Here is a 19,400-nt window from a genome sequence, read left to right as displayed (position 1 = left end):
TCTCACTTGGGGAAGCTCACTGTCTCTCTGGGGAAGCTCATGGTCTCGCTGGGGAACCTCGTGGTGCAGGGGTCAACGTCGGCGAGCCTCGCTGCCACGAGGCTCGCCGACGACGGCTCCGGGGCCGGGACTATTCGCGATCGTCGGACTTCTTGCGCCGGCTGATCAGGAAGCCGCCTCCGCCGATGACCACGATGGCTGCGGCAGCGATGGCGACCCAGCCGCCGGCCCCCATGCCGCCCTCGCCGGAGGCATTCTCCGCGCTGACGGGTTCGACCGAGGTGTATCCCCAGTAGCCGACCTGGTTGGCGATGATGCCGTCATCGGTGGGCTGTTTGGTGAAGCCGGTGAACCGGTCCGATCGGAAGGCCTCGAGCTGGTTCTGGTACCACAGGGTGATCGAAGCAGTATCCTCGTAGTGCAGAGCCAGCGCCTGGTGGACGAGGTCGGCGCGTTTGTCCTCATCGAGTTCGACGTGCTGCTGCTGGTAGAGCTTGTCGAACTTCTTGTTGCAGTACCCATCCTGCGAGGTGCCGCCGTTGCCCTCGGCATCGGGGCGAGAACCGCAGGTGTTGATGAACAGCTGGTAGTCGGGGTCCGGGCTGAGCGACCACCCCGAGTAGTACATGTCGTAGTCGCCCTTGGTGGTGCGCTCCGATACGGTGTCGACGTCGCTGGCCTCGTTCTTGAGCTCGATGCCGATGTCTTTCATCCACGGCTTCAGGAACTTCGCCGTGTTCTGTTCGATCGTCGCGTCGGCGTCGGAGAGGAAACGCAAGGAGAGTTTCTCACCGTCCTTCTCGCGGATGCCGTCGGAACCTTCCTTCCACCCTGCGTCGTCGAGCAGCTTCTTCGCCCGCTCGACGTCGAATCCGGTGATCACCGGATCGTCCTCGGGCAGCGCCCACTTCTCATACACCGACGGCACGAAGCTCGTGGCCGGCTCGGCGTAGTCCTGCATGACCTGCTCGCGCAGGGTGTCGATGTCGATGCCCGCGCGGATGGCTTGGCGGACCTTCTTGTCCTGCAGCGCTTCGTGTCCGGTCCCGAATTCCTCACCATCGGCATCGGCCAGGCCGGAGTTGATCGAGATGCCGCTGAAACGGCGTCCGTTGCCCACACTGGTCTCAACATTGTCGGCGCTTTCGAGCGCCTTGAACTGCTCGGGAGTCAATCCCGTGATGAAGTCGACCTCGCCGGAGCGGATGGCTTGGACCTGCGCATCGGAGTTCGTGTAGTAGCGGTACTGGATCTTGTCGAGTGTGGGCTCGCCGCGCCAGAAGTTCGGGTTCGACTTGAGCGTGACGGATTTGTTCGCCTCGTAGCTCTCGAGCTGGAACGGTCCCGAGCCCACGGTGTTCTCTTTGTTCTTGAACTCACCCGGTTTGTCGATCTTCGACCAGATGTGCTTCGGCACGACGGGGATCTCCTGGCCGGGATTGTTCGCCTGCGGCTCCTTCAGCGTGATGACCAGGGTGGAGTCGTCGGGTGCCTCGACCGTGGCGAAGTTCTCGATGAGTGCGCCGTTGGCGACGGAGAGTTCGTCCTTCTCCATCATCTGGTTGTACGTCCACGCCACGTCTTCGGAGGTCAGCGGCTCCCCGTCGGACCACTTCATGTCAGGGCGGATCTTGTACGTCCAGACCTTTCCGCCCTCTTCGGTGTTCCACTCGGTGGCCAGACCCTCGATGACCTCACCGGTCTCGGGGCTGTTGGCGACGAGGTTCTCATACATGTATTTGAACGTATTCGTCGGCATCAGGTAGAACGAGGTGAACGGGTTGAACGAGTCGATGAAACCATCCGTGGCGATCCGCATCACCGTCGGATCTTGGGTCTCTTCGGTTGCGGCCTGGGCAGGGGCGGCAGCCATCGTAGAGACAAGAGCCATTGCCGCCAGTCCGGCAAGGCCCTTCGCCATCGTCCTGCGCAGCATTCTGTGTCTGAACATCATTGTCCTTCGCATCGCCGTGGGCATTGGAACCTCGGCACCCGAACCTCACCGATACCCATGCACCTTGTGAGAATTCGATGTGCTCTTTGTCACCTTACGGCTGATCGTTGGCGAAGATGTCACAACATCTCACAATGTCGCATGCGTTGAGCTGTGCGAAATGCACATTGACCCCTGCCCGAAAGGCCGTGCTGACGATGAACCCTCAGCACGGCCCCGGCTCTGCCCCTGCCCCGGTCGTGGGGCCCGCCTCAGGGATCAGGCCTTCTGCTGCGCAAACCCTTTCGCGATCTGCTCAGAGGTGGTCGCCTTGCGCAGCTTCTGTTCGACCGCGATAATGACCAGCACAATCAGGCCCACCACCGAGATCCACAGGTTCGGATAGACCAGGGCTATTCCGCTGGCGACGAGCAGCAATCGTTCGATGACGTTTGCCGAGCCGAAGAAGTAGCCGGCCATGCCCGCTGAGACTCCGACCATGCCCAGAATCAGCGTGATCAGGGCGATGAGCATCTCCGGCACGGTTCCCTGCAGCAGGAGCGCCGGCTCCAGGATGAAGACATAGGGGATGAGGAAGCCCGCGATGGCGATGCGCACCGCTGTGACACCTGCGCGCATCGGGTTCGCCGCCGCGATGCCCGCACCGGCATAGGCCGCCAAGCAGACCGGAGGTGTGATGTCGGCGAGGATGCCGAAGAAGAACACGAACATGTGTGCGGCGATGAGCGGAACATCGAAGTTGTTGTACAAGATCGGTGCGGCGATGGTGGCCGTGACAACGTAGTTCGCCGTCGTGGGCAGCCCCATGCCGAGCACCAGGCAGGCGATCATCACCATGAACAGCACGACGAAGAAGTTGCCGCCCGCCAGATCGACGAGTCCCTTGCCCAACTGTCCGCCGAGACCTGTCACCGTGACCGTGCCCGCGACGATCCCAGCTGTCGCACACGCTGCGATGACCGGCAGAGCCGTTCGCGCGCCCGAGACGAGAAGATCGACGAATCCCCGCAGAGTGAGCCGGGTGACCTTGCGCAGAAAGCTGAGGACGAATCCGGTGCCGATGCCGAACAGGGCCGCACGGATCGGCGACATGCCGGACAGCAGGGTGAGGATGATGACGACCAGGGGCAGAAGCAGGTCGAGGCGTTTGAGCAGCTCGACGCCGTTGGGAAGGCTGCTCTTCGCCATGCCCAGAATTCCGCTCGTCTTCGCCTCGAAGTGGATGGAGAGGAACGCTCCGAGGAAGTAGAGGAGAGCGGGAATGATCGCGATGACGATGAGCCCGTTGTATTCGAGGTCGGGCACATTCTGAGCCATGATGAATGCCGCTGCGCCCATGATCGGGGGCATGAGCTGCCCGCCGGTCGACGCTGTGGCCTCGGTCGCGGCGGCGAAGTGGGGTTTGAACCCGGCCCGCTTCATCAGCGGAATGGTGAATGATCCTGAGGCGACCGTGTTCGCCACCGACGAGCCCGAGACCATTCCCTGCAGACCCGAGGCCACCACGGCCGCCTTCGCCGGACCGCCGGTGAACCTACCGGTCAGCCTGAAGGCGAGGTCGTTGAAGAACTGTCCGATGTTCGTGTGGACGAGCATCACCGCGAAGAACAGGAACAGGAAGATGAAGTTCGCCGACACCTGGATCGGTGTGCCGAAGATGCCCCCACCGCTGGACAGGAACATGTTCGTGGCGAGATCTTTGATGCTCAATCCTGAGTGTGTGAACACCGGAAGGTAGTTGCCGAAGAGACCATAGAGCAGCGCGACTCCGGCAATGATGACGATCGGCATACCGACGCACCGACGCGTGGCTTCGAGGATGAGAAGCACTCCGAGTACGGCCACGAAGAAGTCGAGGTCGGAATACCCGAGAATCTGCACCGAGTTGCTCACCAGGCGCGTGTAGTCGAAGAACACGTAGAGATTGCAGCCGAGTCCCGCCAGCCCGAGGAGGACGTCATACCAGGGGATCCCCTTGCCGCGGCCGATGAGGACATCGGCCACCCGGTTTCCGCTGGCCGGTGCGTCGAGCAGCCTCTTGCTGGCCGGGTAGAGGAAGAAGATCAGGGCAGTCGCCCCCGCCAGATGCAGGGACGAGTGCATCCAGGTGTTGAATGGACGCTCCAACGCCGCATAGAGGTGGTAGAGAGTGAAGACGATGGAGACACCGCCGATCACCCAAGCCCACCACCCGAGATTCGTGCGGAATCGACTCGAGGAGTCGACCTTGCGAAGGACTTCAGCGGATGCCTGCTCCGCCTCGGCGGTCTGCTCGGCGACCGCCCCGGCCGCGTTGTCGGATGGCCGGGGCGGTGTCGGGTGTTCACTCACGGCAGGTCAATGCCCTCTTCTTCGTAGTACTTCTGGGCGCCCGGGTGCAGCGGCACATCGCCGACGCCCAGCATGGCGGAGTCCTTGGTGATCAGCTTTCCGACATCCAGCGTGACTTCATCGCTGTGCTCGAACAGCGCCTTGGTCAGACCGTAGGCAGTGTCCTCACTCACCTGGTCCGTGGAGGCCACCAAGGATGCGAAGACCGACACCGTGGGCACGTCCTCCTTGAGGAAGTCGTAGGCATCGGCAGGGATGTCGTAGGACTCGGCACCGCTGTTCTCTTCGATTGCCGAGGTCGTCTCCTCGTCGAGGCCGAGGAGTCTGACGTCGGTGGTCGCTGCCAGCTGTGTCAGCCCGGCCACTGGCGTGCCGACAACGAAGATCGTGGCGTCGATCTGCTTGTCGGCGAGCATATCGGTCGACGCCCCGAAATCGGTGATCTCCGGGGTGTAGTCCGATTCGCTGATGTTCGCCGCATCGAGTATCGCGTCCGAGATCGCGCGGGTACCGGATCCGGCATCACCGACAGCGATCTTCTTGCCCTTGAGGTCCTGAACGGACTCGATCCCGGAATCTTCTCGCACGATGATGTGTGCGGCTTCGGGGTAGAGCGAGGCGATCCACCCGACATTGTCGATCTTCGTGCCGTCGAGGTCTTCGAGCTCACCCTTGACGGCATTGTTCGCGGTGTCGCTCTGGGTGAAGCCCAGCTGCCACTCACCCTGGTAGATCTTGCCGAGGTTCTCAGCCGAGGCTCCGGACTCCACATAGTTGACGGTCGTGCCCTCGACGTTCTCTTCGAAGATCGTCGCGAGCTCACCGCCGAGCGGATAGTAGGTTCCGGAGGTGCCGCCGGTTCCGAAGGTGAGGTCGTTCGTGGTCTCACCTCCGTCGCCGGATCCACCGCCGGATCCGCAGGCGGAGAGACTCAGTGCGAGCGCGGCGATGGCCGCTACGGTCATGCGTCTGATATTCATCGTTTCCTCTTCGTCGTCGAAGTTCTGTCACCAGCTGCCTTGCTGGTCATTCGGGTGCTTCCCTCCGAGGGTATGCGGAGGTTGCCATCATTCATGCACTCAAACTGAATGTTTGCTGAATCGTTAACTGTCTCCTTCGTTCTGCACCAGACGATACGGTGCGATCTCGGGTTCGCCCGCCTCGGCGAGAATCTCTTCGCGGCTCTGACCACGCCGGATCAGCGCGTACTCGACTGCTCCCTGGTTGGCCCGGTACCCGTAGACGGGCACTCGCGGGAGCAGGTTGTAGGAGAACGGGTTGGAGAAGTAGTAGGCGCCGGTGTCGGGCACGGCCACGATGTCGCCGGCATCCAGTCGCGGCAGCACACGATCGCGGGCCAGGAGGTCACCGGCGAAGCAGGCCGGGCCTGCGACATCGGTGGGGACCTCCTCGGCGGATTTGGGATTGCCGTCCGGGTCGAAGGGGAGGATGCGCAGGGGCCAGTCGGCGGGGGCATAGGCCGTGCGGGTGGCGACCTGGACGCCGGCGTGAGTCATGGCGATGCGCCGGCCGCCGGTGGTCTTGGCGTATTCGACGTGGGTGAGGATGGTGCCGGCCTTGGCCAGCAGTGCGCGCCCGAATTCGGTGATGATGTCGAAGTCGAACAGGCCGGGGACCTGGGCGGCGAGCACAGCGCGGTAGTCGGCGAATGTCGGGGTGATCTCTTCGCCGGCGAAGTTCACGGGCAGTCCCCCTCCGATGTCGATGCGGGTGACCTGCCGGTCGCGTCCGTGGGTCTGCGCGGCGCGCCGGTTGATCTCCTGCGCGAGCTCGACGACGATTTCAATGCCCGCCGCGGCCTGGTCGAGGCTGATCCCCTGGGACCCGGAGTGCACATGGATCTGGTTGAGCCAGGGACGGGCGAGGTAGGCGTCGATGAGTGCTTCGCGAGCGCCCGCGTCGGCCAGGCCGATGCCGAATTTCGAGGTCTGTGTGGCGGTGGACAGGGCACCGATCGTGCCCGTGCCCGACTGCGGATTGATCCGGATCCCCACCCTCGCCGAGGTGGTTCTGCCGTCGAGGATCGCATCGAGTCGATCGAGTTCCTCATAGTTGTCGATGTTCATCGACACCCCCAGCGTCACGGCACGCTTGAGCTCGGACAGGGTCTTCGCCGGAGAGTCGAAGACGATGCGCTCAGGAGCGAAGCCTGCTGTCAGGGCGAGGTCGAGCTCGCCGGGACTGGCGACCTCACAACCGGCACCGGCCTCGGCATAATAGCGCAGCAGGGGCAGCAGCGGTACGGCCTTGCAGGCGACGGCGTGAAGGACGTCGGTGCCCCCGGAGAATGCCGTCCTCAGCCGCTCGTACGCGTCAGAGACCTGGTCGAGGTCGATGAGTCCGATCACCGGAGTCGTGTCGTCGAGTTGCGGTGACTGTGCGTCGACACCGTTCACCGCGGTGACAGTCGCGTCGGCACCGGTTCCTACGGCACTGCTTTCACGGGTCGAGCTCTTCGCCACGGCCTTGATCACTCGTTCTCGGCTGGCCTGGACCGGCGGTCCCGACTGGTTGCTGTGCATAGTGTCCTTCGTTCGTGGTGTGCTGTTACCTTAGAACGCCGCGACCAGGACGAACGAACAATAATCTGCCAAACTTTTCCGCACTGTCTTGTAAGAACCGCACAGCCGAGTCAGTGGCTTTCCCTGTCGAAGACGAGCACAGCGAACTCCAGCCACAGCCTGCCCGCACGATCCGCCGTCGACAGGCCTGTGATCTCCTCGATCCGGGTGAGACGATGCCGCAGAGAATTCGTGTGGACGTGCAGACGGCGCGACGCTTCGGCGGAGTTTCCAACTGTTGCGAAGTACACCCGCAGGGTCTCGAGCAGCTGCCCCTGCAGCTTCGCGTCGTGAGCTGCGAGCAATCGGGCAGGCTCCGTGATGCGAGGACCCACTGAGCGCAGGGCATCGGCGGCTTCGAGGCCGACGAGTTCGGCCGCGACGTCCTCGGCCGTCGCCCCGCGGACCACGTCCTGATCGTCGGCAGATTCGCTGCCCGCAGGCGCGGACGTCCCAGTCTGCGGCCCCTTGGCCAGCAGTGCGTCGACGACGTACACGGCTTCGGTCCATGATCGCTGCACATGGTCGAGGCGTTCGACGGCGGCGCCCACTCCGAAGTGAAGCGGCTCGCTCGGAGGCAGGGACCGCTGCAGCGTCGAGGCGACGTGAGACTTGATCTCAATCGCCGACATGCCTTCGCTCATATGCACGAGCACCGCCAGGTGGCCATGAACTCCGACGTGGGCGAGCACGGCATCGGCGAAGGCGGCCCGCAGATGGAACCTCAGCACGGGCTCTCGGTCGGGGGCCACCTCGGCGAAGGCCAGGGTTGCATAGTGCCCGGAGAAGGGAAGCGCGAGCAGGGTCGCGGCCGGCCCCAGATCCGGGGAACCTCCGAGGATCGATCCGAGGGCCTCGCGCCGGATGCGCTTTTCGAACGGGGAGCGTCGCAGGGTCCGCAGCATCACCGGGATGGCCGCGCGGGCGGCATCGCGGAGGACTTCGCGCAGCGACGCCGGATCCACCGTGTCCGGGTAGGCGGCCCAGATCGTGCCGAGCAGCTCGCCCTCGCTGCGCAGCGCGATGACGGAACGGGCGGGCGTGGCTCCTGCGGCGGGCCGCTCGACGACATCAGTCGATCGGCGCACCACGTCAAGGAACCCGGACTCCTCCAGCTCGGCGATGCGCCAGTCGGGAATCGCACCGGAGAGGATCGTCTCCCGTCGAATATCGTCGATCTCATCGCCGAGGTTGGAGTGGGCGAGCACGCGTGAGGCCGGGTCCTCGATCGTGATCGATGCCCCCGTCATCTTCGCGATGACCGCTGCCAGCGCGCTGAGGTCATCGACGTCGGGCCAGGCCAGAGCGCTCGAGGCGCCCTCGTTGAGCTGACGCAGATGGACGAGGACCTCGGACCAGGTCACGCCCGTGGATCGTTCGAGCAGAATGGGCGCAGCCGACCCGGCAGATACATCATCGGCCCCCTCGCCGAGGTGAGTGTGCGTTCCCGGCGGCACGATGAGTGCCGCGGCGCCGGAGTACCGCGCCCGGATCGCATCGAGCCCGTCGGCACGGAGTCCGCTCGCGTTGAGTCCGACTGCACCGTCCACGGGTTCGGTGACGAGGACGACCGCCCCCGCGAGATCAGCGGACGACCGACGATCAGCAGGCGACTGGAACTCGGCAGCTGAACCTCTGAGGTCGACGTCGAACTCGATGCGAGTGACCTCGACGTCGGCTTCGACCTGATTCAGGGGAAGCAGAAACCCTGCGGTCTCCCGCAGCAGGCGGGAGACGCGCAGGGCATTCGTTTCGCTCATATGCCCACTGTAGTCAACGTGGGCGGTGGTTCCGAGGACGCTGGCAGGAGCGACCGGATCCAGTCAGGCCAGCGAAGCGGCGATGGCCTCTTCGATGACGTCGAAAGCTTCGTTCAGCAGCGCGTCGGAGATCGTCAGCGGCGGCAGGAAGCGCAGTATGTTGCCGAAGGTTCCCGTGGTGAGCACGAGGACGCCGTTCTTCGCGCAGTGGTCGGCGATCTTCTTGACCAGTTCGGGGTTCGGGTCGATCGAGTCGCGCTGGACGAACTCGGCGGCGATCATGGCGCCACGGCCGCGAACATCGCCGACCTCCGGGTACTTGCCCTGCAGCTTGGTGAGACGGTCGGTGACGATCTCGCCGATGTGAACGGCGTTGTCGACGAGTCCGTCTTCCTCATAGGAGGCGATGGCGCCGAGTGCGGCGGCGCAGGCGACCGGGTTGCCGCCGTAGGTTCCGCCGAGACGTCCCGGTCCGACCGAGTCCATGATCTCCGCGCGACCGGTCACGGCCGACAGCGGCAGACCGCCGGCGATGCCCTTGGCCGTGGCGATGAGGTCGGGCACGATGCCTTCCCATTCGGAGGCGAACATCTTGCCGGTGCGGGCGAAGCCGGCCTGGACCTCGTCGGCGACGAAGACGATGCCCTTGTCACGCGCGAACTCGGTCAGGGCGGGCAGGAAGCCCTCGGCGGGAACGATGAAGCCGCCCTCACCCTGGATGGGCTCGATGACGATCGCGGCGACGTGTTCGGCGCCGATCTGCTTTTCGATCATGGTGATGACGCGCTTGGCAGCGTCCTCGCCGCTGACCTTCGTGCCGGCCGCATCGTTGTCGCGGTACGGGTAGGACATCGGTGCACGGTAGACCTCGCCGGCGAACGGGCCGAATCCTGCCTTGTAGGGCGCGGCCTTCGACGTCATCGACATGGTCAGGTTGGTGCGGCCGTGGTAGGCGTGGTCGAAGACGACGACGGCGTCGCGACCGGTGTGGGCGCGAGCGATCTTGACGGCGTTCTCGACAGCTTCGGCGCCGGAGTTGAGCAGGAGGGACCGCTTCTCGTGATCGCCGGGAGTCAGCCGGTTGAGCGCCTCGGCGACCTCGACGTAGCCCTCATAGGGGTTGACCATGAAGCAGGTGTGGGTGAAGGACTCGAGCTGCTCGGTGGCGCCCTTGACGACCCGCGGGTTCGAGTTTCCGGCGGTCGTCACGGCGATGCCCGCTCCCAGGTCGATGATCTGGTTGCCGTCGACGTCCTTGACGATTCCACCGCCGGCTGCGACCACATAGGCGGGCAGACTGGAACCGACTCCGGGAGCCACTGCCGACTGGCGACGCGCCTCGATCTCACGGGACTTCGGTCCGGGGATCTCGGTGACGAGTTTACGTTCCTGCGGCAGCGCTTCGCCGCCAATTTCCAAAGCTGTCATAACGAGAAGAGTAGAGCCTCATGACGGTTCTTGTCACTTACCGTCCGCAGGCTGAGCAGATCGCCCCATCACGGAACACCCAGATGCGAAATTCGTTGCCGCTGAGGGGGTGAACTCAGCGCCGCTGATTGCGCATGTCGACGTCCCTGTTGCGCGCCGGCAGGTCGATCTCGTGCTCGCGCACGGGCGCAACGATCGTCTCCTGAGCCCCTGCCACCGGTGCCGCGTCGTCGCCGAGGTCGAAGCTCAGCGGAGCATCCGCGGCGAGGTTGCGTTTGACCACTGCCAGGCCGATAGGCCCGAGCTCCCAGTGCAGGGCGACCGAGGTCAGCTGACCCACGGGCCGTTGGGAACCGCGGACCTCAGCGAGCACCTCGGCGCCGGTTTCGGGCTGGATGTGCCCGGATCCGTCGAGGTGGACGAATACGAGGCGGCGGGGCGGCTGGCCCAGGTTGTGCACGCGTGCCACGGCCTCCTGACCGCGGTAGCAGCCCTTGGCCAGGTGCACCGAGGTGCGCAGCATGTCGAGTTCTCCGACGAGCGACTTGTGATCGATGTCGTTCACGCCGGGCCGCCAGGCGGCGATCCGCAGGGCCTCCCAGGCGTCGTACCCGGCCATCGTGAATTCGCTCGCCGAGGTGGCCTGCAGGTCCGTGCGGGCGACGATGCCGATGACAAACTGAGTCTCGAGCCCGGGGTGGTCCTCCCCTGCCACCTCGAGTCCGAGATCGACCTGCGCATACGAGGCCGAACCGCTCCCGATATGCGGCCAGGGGTCGTTCCACAGCTGTGCCGTGGGCAAGACGTCCGGAAACTTCAGGACGGCTCCGAGGCATTGGAATTCGTCGCTGACGTCCTCAATCTCCACTCGCATCATGAAGACCATCTTGCGGAGGAACTCGAGGGTGGCGTCCGTGTGCAGTTCGCTGATCGCCCAGAGCGACTCACCGTCGTCGACGAGCTTCAGCCAGCCCTCGATGCGACCGTTCGGGTCGAGGACGAGGGTCTCTGTGGCCACGCCCGGCGCCAGGGAGTCCAGCTTCTGAGTGGTGATGGAGTTCAGCCAGGAGAGACGGTCGGCTCCGCTCAGGCGCAGGACCCGCAGATGAGGCAGATCGACGATCGCGCCCTTCTCGAGCAGCGCCCGCTGCTCGCGCAGCGGTGACCCGTAGTGGACAGGGGTGTGCTGCAGCTCGCCTTCACCGAAGACCGCAGTGGAACTCAGCGGGCGACTCAATGATGAGGGACGTGAGGACACATTCGACTGCAAGGATTCCTCCTCAGGTACGTTCTCTCCCTGACCGAGCGCGTGAGACTCAGGCGCGTTCGACACGGGCTCGTTCGACTCGGGCTCGGTCATCTCAGGCCAGCTTCTTCAGGCGGGCCGAGGAATGCGTGGCGAGCTCGTGGCCCAGCGCGGCCATGTCCCAGGCCCACATGAGCTCTCCGCCGACGAGTCCGTACATGCGGGTCGAGGCGGTGTACTCCTTCGCGGTCTTGGTCCGGGCGACGACGTCGGTCGAGAGGTCGATGCGCGGTCCCTTGACGTGACCGGCGTAGAGCTCCATCACACCGTGGGGGTGGACGATCTCGGCCTCGATCTCGAATCCTTCATCGTTCGTGCGCAGGGTTTCGACGGCCGCCGCCGAGGTGAAGCTGGGCTCTTCGGTCGGCACGAGCATTCCCGGGCCCACGTCTCCGGCATCGCGGGGGCGGACCAGCTGCCAGATCCCTGTCTCCAGGGTCAGCGTCGATTCCAGTTCACCGTCCTCGCTCAGCAGCCATGCATGCGCGGCGTACTGCAGGAACGGAGTTCCGGGATGGGCGACGAAGTCGACGCGCTGGCCGAACTGTTTCTCCGGGGTGTCCGCATAGCCGACGACCCCGACGCCTTCCCACGAACCGATCAGCCAGGACAGGGGAACGAGCTCGGGATGAACCGAGGAATCAAGTTCGATCATTGAGTTCAGCGATTGTCTTTGAACAGCGCCGTGACGACCTTGACTCCGACGCCCAGGGCGCCGAGTGCGGCAATGCCGACGAGACTGGAGAAGACGATTTCGAGAGCGACAAGGTTTTCCATGCTCCCAGTCTACATTTCCCAACTGCGGTGCGTGCACCCAGTCCGGCCACTGAGAGCGATGCGCTCACCTCAGAGGGTGACGCGTTCGAGAGCGTAGACGATGACGCCGCCGAGGGCGATGGGGGCGGCGCCGAGTGCGAGCTGGACGGCGAAGCTGCGGGCCTTCTCCACATTCTTCTTCAGCTCGATGTTCTGTGAGATCTCAAGGCTCACGGCCTGGTACTTGCTGTGGGCGATGAGACCGAGCATGCGGTCGACTCCAGCGACCAGAAGCCCCATGACGGCGCCGAGGATCAGCGCCACCGGCCAGCTGATCGCATCCCGGAAGATGAGGACCGAGAGGATTCCGGCGACCGCGGTCGGCATCGCCACTGCCAGTGGGGAGGTGTAGATCGCGGGCCAGGGCAGAGCCGTCATGCAGCCGGCGACGATGAGTGAGACGAGTCCCACGACGATGGCTTCCTTATCTCCGGGCATGGTGATCGCCGCGACCCAGGTGCTCGCTGACAAGGCGATGACCACGCCCGCGACCTGCGCTGAGACGTTGGCCACGGCGTCGGATGCGCCCATTCCTCGGGTGAGGTTCTGCACGAAGGTCCACAGCAGACCGAGACCCGCCAGGACCGGAAGCCAGTCAAGATAGGGAGCCGTGCTGTCCCGGAACGCCGCGATCAGACCGGCCACGCCGAAGATGAAGAGCATGATCGAGGTCGCGCGGGGCTGCGGAGAGTCGGTCAGCCTGGGCCACCCGTAGGCCACGCCGAAGACGATGAGTCCCGTCGCCAGCAGGAACAAGGTGTAGCCCCAGTACACGGAGGCGCTGAGGGCCAGTGCCAATACCAGGGCCACAGCTACTCGAATCCATCTGATCACAGCACTATCGTGCCTCATTTCGCCGCGGCGACGCGATTTGGGTCAGGCTCGGCGATCCCGGCCCGGCACCGAGGGCGGGCGAATCCCCGTATTCGCAGGCATCGGCCTCGCTTCGCGGGCGTCGACCTCCGTTCGCGGGCATCGGCCTGAGTCACAGCCGAACCTGGTCACGTTCTTCTCACCGACCTACGCTGACCGAACCCCACCACCAGAACCATTGACTCCCTGAGTCCGACGGAGGACACCATGACGACGATGAAGACGACTTCACCCGACGACCACTATCTCTTCGACAGCGGATCGGATCTCGGAGCACAGCAGCTCAACTCACTGTCCGCGCTCTTCGACGGAAACACCCGCTCGATACTGAGTCCTCTGCTCCTGCCCGATTCACCGCACTGCCTGGAGATCGGAGCCGGAAACGGTTCGGTGGCCAGGATGATCGCCGAACAGACCGGTGGACAGGTGGTCGCGATCGATCTCGATACGACACACCTGCCGAAGTCGCTCGGGGTCGAGCCACGGCGTCACGACATCCGCGAAGGAGTCCCCGTCGGCCCCTTCGACCTCATCCACGCACGACTCGTCCTGACCCACTTGAGTGCGCGACGAGAGATATTCGCGCAGCTCGTCGACGAGCTGGCACCCGGAGGCTGGCTCGTCCTTGCAGATGTGGGCCTGGCCGAGGAGCTCCTGGTGGCACCCCAGGAATCCGATCATGATGTCTGGGCCAAGTACAACGACGCAGCATATCGGCAGATCGGTCCGGCAGCCGGGCACGACTACTCGTGGGCGGACCAGATCGAAGCAGCCATGCTCGATGCAGGGCTGACCGATGTCGCCGCGGAGCACGTCGTTCCCCTCGGCCGCGGCGGCGGCCCCTGGGCGATGTACCATTCCAACCTCAGCAGGCAGGCAGAGGCGCCCCTCCTGTCCACCGGATTGAGCATGGAGGACATGGAACGCTACCGCACCATGCTCGCAGACCCCGAGTTCCGTGCCCGGTTCTTCTCGCTGACCTACACAATAGGACGAAAGCCGACCGCATAACCGCCGGCTCCTCCCACCGGCGCTCTCGGTATACTTTCCCCCAGGCCGCACATGATCGGCCGCGCCGAGTCCGAGGAGGTGGATGGAGCCCATGCGAATCCTGCACATCTGCCCCGCACCTCGGATCGACTCCCCTCTGGCCCCGGAATCCCTGCAGTACCTGGGCCACCAGGTCGAACGCCTCAGCCTCGATCAGCTGCGCCCGGCCGCTGCGTCCCCCGTTCCCGCGGACTCGGCCCCCGACTCGTCCACCGCCGACTCGATCGCTGACTCGATCACCGCAGATGTCGTCGTCGCCGATGCCTGCCTCGACCTGTCTCTGGCGCCTGCCATCGCCGAGGTGGTGGTGCGGGCGGGCATCACCGCGCCGATCATCGTCGTGCTCAGCGAGGGCGGGCTGGCCACCGCCTCCGCGAAGTGGGATGTCTCCGACATCGTCCTCACGACCGCTGGTCCCGCCGAGGTGGAAGCTCGCCTTCGTCTGGCACGTGATCACCACCGCAGGAATGCCTCACACGAGGCCGGGCCGGCTGCCCACGGCACCCGTCCCGTGAGAGACGGAGCCTCCTGGAGCAGCAGCGGTCCGTGGACGAGCGAGGGCGAGCCCATGATCGTCGTCAGCGGAGCTCTGCGCATCGACGAAACCGCATTCACCGCCCACCTCGGCGAGCGCAGCCTCGACCTGACCTACCGCGAATTCGCCCTGCTGAAGTTCTTCGCGATGCATCCCGAACGCGTGTTCACCCGCGACGAGATCCTGCTCGCCGTGTGGGGTGATGACTACTACGGCGGGACCCGCACCGTCGATGTGCATGTCCGCCGCGTGCGTGCGAAACTCGGCAAAGACCTGGAAAATGCCATCCACACCGTCCGCAACGTCGGCTACCGCTTCAGCCCCGAGTCCGCAGCCGTCGACGGCGACGGACCCGAGACGGACAGCGCCGACGAGTCGGAACCCGAGACACAGCCCGACGCGCGAGGCCGACCAGAGGCGAATGAGCGACCAGAACACGGGCAGACAGCAGCAGAGCCGAACGAGGAGGACGTGAAGGTATGAGAATCGAAGCCAGCGGAGCCGTGACCAATTCACCGATCACCACCCTCGCGGAGGAGGAGCTGACCTTCCTCAACCGCGTGGCAGCAGCCGATGGGTCCCCCGAGATCTCCGGCGGACTCCTGGCCATCGCCACCGGTGACGACACTGCCCATTCCGCGCAGGTCGCTTCGAGCGTGTGGCGGGTCTATGCCGGCGACAGCACCGACGGGACCACCGGACCGGACGAGGCAGCTCTCATCGGGTTCGGAATTCGCGCCCTGCAGGGCGACCGGCATGCGGCCGAGTTCCTCATCGACCCCGACCACCGCGGACGCGGCCACGGACAGGCTCTGCTGTCGACGATCCTTAACGAAGAGCCCTCGTCCTGGTGCTGGTCACACGGCGATCACCCGGCGGCACAGAGACTCGCGGACAAACACGGACTCGGACGCGACCGGGTGCTCTTTCAGATGCGCACCGACACCGGCCTCGGCCTCGACGACCTGCCGCAGACTGCGGGTCCCGAGGACGTCACGATCCGCTCCTTCACCTCCGGTGATGAAGCCGGATGGCTGCGCGTCAACAACGCGGCCTTCGACTGGCACCCGGAGCAGGGATCCCAGACGCCGGAGGACTTCGCCGAGGTCACCGGAGCCGACGATTTCGATCCGGATTCGGTCATCCTCGCCCTCCGGGACGGGCAGGTCATCGGATTCCATCAGACCAAGCTCACGGACACGGATGAGGAGGGTCGCCTCGGCGAGGTCTATGTCGTCGGGGTCGACCCGAGCGTCCATGCCAAGGGCGTGGGCAAGGCGCTGACGATCGAGGGCATGCGCCGGATGGTCGCTGCCGGGGCGAGGGCGATCGAACTCTACGTCGAGTCCGACAACGCACCGGCGCTAGGCTTGTACGAGCGGCTGGGCTTCCATGTCGCGGTGGCGCACGTGTCCTATGCGCCGGCTTCCCCGACCGAACGCAATCAGGAGTAAGACGATGTACGACATCAGTGCAGTCGGAGCGGAGCTGGGTCTGCCGGATCCGGAGGATCGATTCCTCGACCGAGAACTCAGCTGGCTGGCGTTCAACGAGCGTGTCCTCGACCTCGCCTCCGACCCTGATATGCCGCTGTTGGAGAGGGTCCGGTTCCTCTCGATCTTCGCGACCAACCTCGACGAGTTCTTCATGGTCCGCGTCGCCGGCCTCAAACGCCGCATCAACACCGGCCTGGCCGTGCCCAGCGTCACCGGGCGGATGCCGCTGCAGGTCATGCACGCGATCGGGGTCCGCGCCCATGACCTCATGACCCGGCATGCGGCCCTACTCAAGGACGACATCGGCCCCCGCCTCGATGCGGAGTCGATCACGAAGGTCCAGGTGGACGAGCTCACCGCGGACGAACGCGCCCGTGTCGACGAGTTCTTCGCCGGCCACGTCTTCCCCGTGCTCACCCCTCTGGCGGTGGACCCGGCCCACCCGTTCCCCTACATCTCGGGACTCTCGCTCAACCTCGGCGTGCTGCTGCGCTACCCGGACTCCGGCAAGAAGCTCTTCGCCCGGATCAAGGTGCCGCCGCGCCTGCCCCGGTTCTTCAACGTCGCGGGCAAATCGGACCGCCCCGTCGGTCGCGATGTCCCCGCGCGCTTCGTCGCGCTCGAAGACATCATCGCCGAACACCTCGACACGCTCTTCGAGGGCATGGAGATCATCCACCACTCGACCTTCCGCGTCACCCGCAATGAGGACCTCGAGGTCGAGGAGGACGATGCGGAGAATCTCCTCAAGGCTCTGGAGAAGGAGCTGCTGCGACGCCGCTTCGGGCCGGCCGTCCGCTTGGAGATCACGGAGAACATCCACCCGCGGGTGCGCGAGATGCTCAAGGACGAACTCGGCATCGACGAGAACGAGATCTACCAACTGCCCACCCCGCTCGATCTCTCCGGCATGTCCGACATCGCCGACGTCCCCCGCGATGACCTGCACTTTCGCAAGATGGTCCCGCAGATGAACAAGGACCTGTCGCTGCGCGAATCCAGCGACCAGGTCGACGTCTTCGCGGCCGTGAGCAGCCGCGACATCCTGCTCCACCATCCCTATGACTCGTTCTCGACGAGTGTGCAGGCGTTCCTCGAGCAGGCGGCTGCGGACAAGAACGTGCTCGCGATCAAGCAGACGCTCTACCGCACCTCGGGCGACTCCCCGATCATCGACGCCCTCGTCGATGCCGCGCAGGCAGGAATCCAGGTCCTCGCGGTCGTCGAGATCAAGGCCCGCTTCGACGAGGAGGCCAACATCACCTGGGCGCGCAAACTCGAGCGTGCCGGCGTCCACGTCGTCTACGGAATCGTCGGGCTCAAGACCCACTCGAAGCTCTCCCTCGTCGTCCGCCAGGAGGCCGAGGGCCTGACCCGATACTGCCACGTCGGCACCGGCAACTACCATCCGAAGACCGCGCGCGGATACGAGGACTTCGGACTGCTGACCAAGGACAAGAACGTCGCCGATGACCTGACGAAGCTGTTCAACCAGCTCTCCGGGTATGCGCCTCTGACCGAGTACTCACGCCTGCTCGTCGCCCCCACCCGGGTGCGTTCGGGGTTGATCGAACTCATCGACAAGGAGACCGCAATCGCCGAGGCGGGCGGAACCGGCACGATCCGGATCAAGGTCAACTCCATCGTCGACGAGGCCATCATCGACGCCCTCTACATGGCGTCCCGGGCAGGGGTCGAGGTCGAAGTCTTCGTCCGCGGCATCTGCGCCCTGCGCCCGGGGATCCCCGGGCTGAGTGAGAACATCACGGTTCGGTCCATGCTCGGCCGTTTCCTCGAGCACTCGCGTGCGTTCGTCTTCGGCAACGGCGGTGCACCCATCGTCTACATCGGTTCGGCGGACATGATGCACCGCAACCTCGACCGTCGCGTCGAGACCCTCGTCGAGCTTGTCGCAGCCAATCACAAGGCGGAGGTCATCGAACTCTTCGAACTCGCCTTCGCGGACACCACCTCGGCGTTCGTGCTCGCCGGGGACGGCAAGTGGACGCGCAACACCTATGACGAGGCAGGCAACCGGCTCACCGACTACCAGACGGAGCTCATCCGCCGACATCGCAAGCGCCGGGAGATCGGGGACGAGGCGTGAGCGCGAAAGCGGTCGGCACCGCGCAGGCATCCTCGCGCGTCACCGCCGATGTCCTCGCCGCCGGCGCCCTGTGCTGGCGCAACGGCGCTGAGGGCCTCGAGGTCGCACTCATCCACCGCCCCCGCTACAACGACTGGTCATGGCCCAAGGGCAAGGTGGAATCCGGTGAGACCCTCCCGGAGACGGCGGTTCGCGAGGTCAAGGAGGAGACCGGGCTCGATATCACCATCGGCGTCCCCCTGCCCTCGGCCGAGTACATGGTCGGAGGAAAGTATCTCAAGAAGGTCTTCTACTGGTCAGCACAGGTCAGGGGCGATCACACCTTTGCGCCGCTGAACCAGCGAGAAGTCGACGAGGTGAGGTGGTTTCCCCTCGGTGAGGCGCGGACCAAGCTATCCTCCTACGCTGATCGCGACCAGCTCGATGCTCTGGAGAAGTTCGACTCCACCGACGCGCTGCGCGCCTGGCCACTGATCCTCGTCCGCCATGGGAAGGCATTCCCCCGGGCGAAGTGGCATGAGACGGAACACGTGCGCCCGCTGCTGGCACTGGGGACCCGACAGGCCATGGCACTGACCGGACTGCTCTCGGCATGGGGGACGAAGAGGCTGATCTCGAGCCCCTGGAAGCGGTGCATGGCCACGCTCGCTCCGCTGTCTGCGGCGACCGGCAGGCCGATCCGGAAGGCCTCGTGCCTGAGTGAGAAGGCGAGCTCCGCGAATCCGGACAAGACCGCTCGGTTCATCGAGAAGCTCCTCGAGAAGGGCAAACCCGTCATCTACTGCACCCACCGGCCGGTGCTGCCGCTGATCCTCGGCATCTACGCGAAGCACGCCCCACAGCGAATCGCGGACAAGCTGCCGCGCGAAGACCCCTACCTCAAGCCCGGTGAGATCATCGTCGCCTATGTGCGTCCAGGTGCTGTGCCCCGCATCGTCGACTTCGAACGGATGCGCCCGATCGACACGTGAACCGATGCCGATTTCCACGGCACGGCCGTTCCGGCAACCATCCTTTCACGAATTCGCCTGTTCCTGTGATAGAGCACTCACGGAGACTCGAAGCCTTCAGGATTCATTCACCCTCCATTCACTTTGCCACTCCCCAGCCTTTACACACGATCCTTAGCGTGGAACACGAAAGATCGAGCAATCTCGAGCAG

14 protein-coding genes are annotated in these 19,400 nt (G+C 64.8%); 5 read left to right on the top strand and 9 right to left on the bottom strand.

Going from position 1 to position 19,400, the window contains the following annotated elements:
* Nucleotides 1-130 precede the first annotated feature (130 nt).
* From BLT92_RS12615 to BLT92_RS12575, 9 genes are all read right to left on the bottom strand, one after another.
* Entirely contained in the window at nt 131-1,951 is a 1,821-nt protein-coding gene (locus BLT92_RS12615; RefSeq protein WP_092106042.1) for an ABC transporter substrate-binding protein, read from the bottom strand.
* Between the two features lie 261 nt (nt 1,952-2,212).
* Nucleotides 2,213-4,285, bottom strand: a complete 2,073-nt coding sequence (locus tag BLT92_RS12610; protein ID WP_092106040.1) for a TRAP transporter permease — start codon at nt 4,283-4,285, stop codon at nt 2,213-2,215.
* Entirely contained in the window at nt 4,282-5,265 is a 984-nt protein-coding gene (locus tag BLT92_RS12605; RefSeq protein ID WP_231938806.1) for a TAXI family TRAP transporter solute-binding subunit, read from the bottom strand. The genes BLT92_RS12610 and BLT92_RS12605 overlap by 4 nt, the downstream gene beginning before the upstream one ends.
* Before the next feature lie 123 nt (nt 5,266-5,388).
* Nucleotides 5,389-6,828, bottom strand: coding sequence for a type III PLP-dependent enzyme domain-containing protein (locus BLT92_RS12600; protein ID WP_092106037.1), 1,440 nt, complete (start codon nt 6,826-6,828; stop codon nt 5,389-5,391).
* Nucleotides 6,829-6,938: 110 nt separating this feature from the next.
* A complete protein-coding gene (locus BLT92_RS12595; RefSeq protein ID WP_092106035.1) occupies nt 6,939-8,627 on the bottom strand; it encodes a PucR family transcriptional regulator in 1,689 nt (562 codons plus the stop codon).
* A 63-nt stretch (nt 8,628-8,690) separates the two neighbouring features.
* On the bottom strand, nt 8,691-10,055 hold the full coding sequence (gabT, locus tag BLT92_RS12590) for a 4-aminobutyrate--2-oxoglutarate transaminase (RefSeq protein ID WP_092106033.1): 1,365 nt from the start codon (nt 10,053-10,055) through the stop codon (nt 8,691-8,693).
* 115 nt (nt 10,056-10,170) lie between these two features.
* On the bottom strand, nt 10,171-11,415 hold the full coding sequence (gene ygfZ / locus BLT92_RS12585; RefSeq protein WP_092106031.1) for a CAF17-like 4Fe-4S cluster assembly/insertion protein YgfZ: 1,245 nt from the start codon (nt 11,413-11,415) through the stop codon (nt 10,171-10,173).
* Between the two features lies 1 nt (nt 11,416).
* Nucleotides 11,417-12,016, bottom strand: a complete 600-nt coding sequence (locus tag BLT92_RS12580; protein ID WP_092106029.1) for a heme-binding beta-barrel domain-containing protein — start codon at nt 12,014-12,016, stop codon at nt 11,417-11,419.
* A gap of 191 nt (nt 12,017-12,207) precedes the next feature.
* Entirely contained in the window at nt 12,208-12,987 is a 780-nt protein-coding gene (locus BLT92_RS12575) for an ammonia permease (protein ID WP_231938805.1), read from the bottom strand.
* 270 nt (nt 12,988-13,257) lie between these two features.
* Here BLT92_RS12575 and BLT92_RS12570 point away from each other — a divergent pair, with 270 nt between their 5' ends.
* The 5 genes from BLT92_RS12570 (at nt 13,258) to BLT92_RS12550 (ending at nt 19,209) form a co-directional block, all read left to right on the top strand.
* Nucleotides 13,258-14,061 carry a class I SAM-dependent methyltransferase gene (locus BLT92_RS12570; RefSeq protein WP_092106025.1) on the top strand — a complete coding sequence of 268 codons (804 nt, stop codon included), beginning with the start codon at nt 13,258-13,260 and terminating at the stop codon, nt 14,059-14,061.
* Between the two features lie 91 nt (nt 14,062-14,152).
* Nucleotides 14,153-15,118: a winged helix-turn-helix transcriptional regulator gene (locus BLT92_RS12565; RefSeq protein ID WP_092109268.1), complete on the top strand. Its 966-nt coding sequence runs from the start codon at nt 14,153-14,155 to the stop codon at nt 15,116-15,118.
* On the top strand, nt 15,115-16,089 hold the full coding sequence (gene mshD, locus BLT92_RS12560; protein WP_092106023.1) for a mycothiol synthase: 975 nt from the start codon (nt 15,115-15,117) through the stop codon (nt 16,087-16,089). Before BLT92_RS12565 ends, mshD begins: the two co-directional genes overlap by 4 nt.
* A 4-nt stretch (nt 16,090-16,093) precedes the next feature.
* Complete coding sequence (locus BLT92_RS12555) at nt 16,094-18,238, top strand: RNA degradosome polyphosphate kinase (RefSeq protein WP_092106021.1); 2,145 nt, start codon at nt 16,094-16,096, stop codon at nt 18,236-18,238.
* Complete coding sequence (locus tag BLT92_RS12550) at nt 18,235-19,209, top strand: NUDIX hydrolase (protein WP_092106019.1); 975 nt, start codon at nt 18,235-18,237, stop codon at nt 19,207-19,209. The genes BLT92_RS12555 and BLT92_RS12550 overlap by 4 nt, the downstream gene beginning before the upstream one ends.
* The last annotated feature ends 191 nt before the right edge of the window (nt 19,210-19,400 follow it).

Source organism: Brevibacterium picturae (assembly GCF_900105045.1).
Taxonomy (GTDB): domain Bacteria; phylum Actinomycetota; class Actinomycetes; order Actinomycetales; family Brevibacteriaceae; genus Brevibacterium; species Brevibacterium picturae.
This window is presented reverse-complemented; position numbering and strand designations above follow the sequence as displayed.

Bases quoted from the DNA above. Each gene is read 5' to 3' on its own strand.
- BLT92_RS12570 (WP_092106025.1), top strand. From the start codon at position 13,258: ATGACGACGATGAAGACGACTTCACCCGACGACCACTATCTCTTCGAC.
- BLT92_RS12605 (WP_231938806.1), bottom strand. From the start codon at position 5,265: ATGAATATCAGACGCATGACCGTAGCGGCCATCGCCGCGCTCGCACTG.
- BLT92_RS12615 (WP_092106042.1), bottom strand. From the start codon at position 1,951: ATGTTCAGACACAGAATGCTGCGCAGGACGATGGCGAAGGGCCTTGCC.
- ygfZ (WP_092106031.1), bottom strand. From the start codon at position 11,415: ATGACCGAGCCCGAGTCGAACGAGCCCGTGTCGAACGCGCCTGAGTCT.
- BLT92_RS12595 (WP_092106035.1), bottom strand. From the start codon at position 8,627: ATGAGCGAAACGAATGCCCTGCGCGTCTCCCGCCTGCTGCGGGAGACC.
- BLT92_RS12600 (WP_092106037.1), bottom strand. From the start codon at position 6,828: ATGCACAGCAACCAGTCGGGACCGCCGGTCCAGGCCAGCCGAGAACGA.
- BLT92_RS12565 (WP_092109268.1), top strand. From the start codon at position 14,153: ATGCGAATCCTGCACATCTGCCCCGCACCTCGGATCGACTCCCCTCTG.
- gabT (WP_092106033.1), bottom strand. From the start codon at position 10,055: ATGACAGCTTTGGAAATTGGCGGCGAAGCGCTGCCGCAGGAACGTAAA.
- mshD (WP_092106023.1), top strand. From the start codon at position 15,115: ATGAGAATCGAAGCCAGCGGAGCCGTGACCAATTCACCGATCACCACC.
- BLT92_RS12580 (WP_092106029.1), bottom strand. From the start codon at position 12,016: ATGATCGAACTTGATTCCTCGGTTCATCCCGAGCTCGTTCCCCTGTCC.
- BLT92_RS12555 (WP_092106021.1), top strand. From the start codon at position 16,094: ATGTACGACATCAGTGCAGTCGGAGCGGAGCTGGGTCTGCCGGATCCG.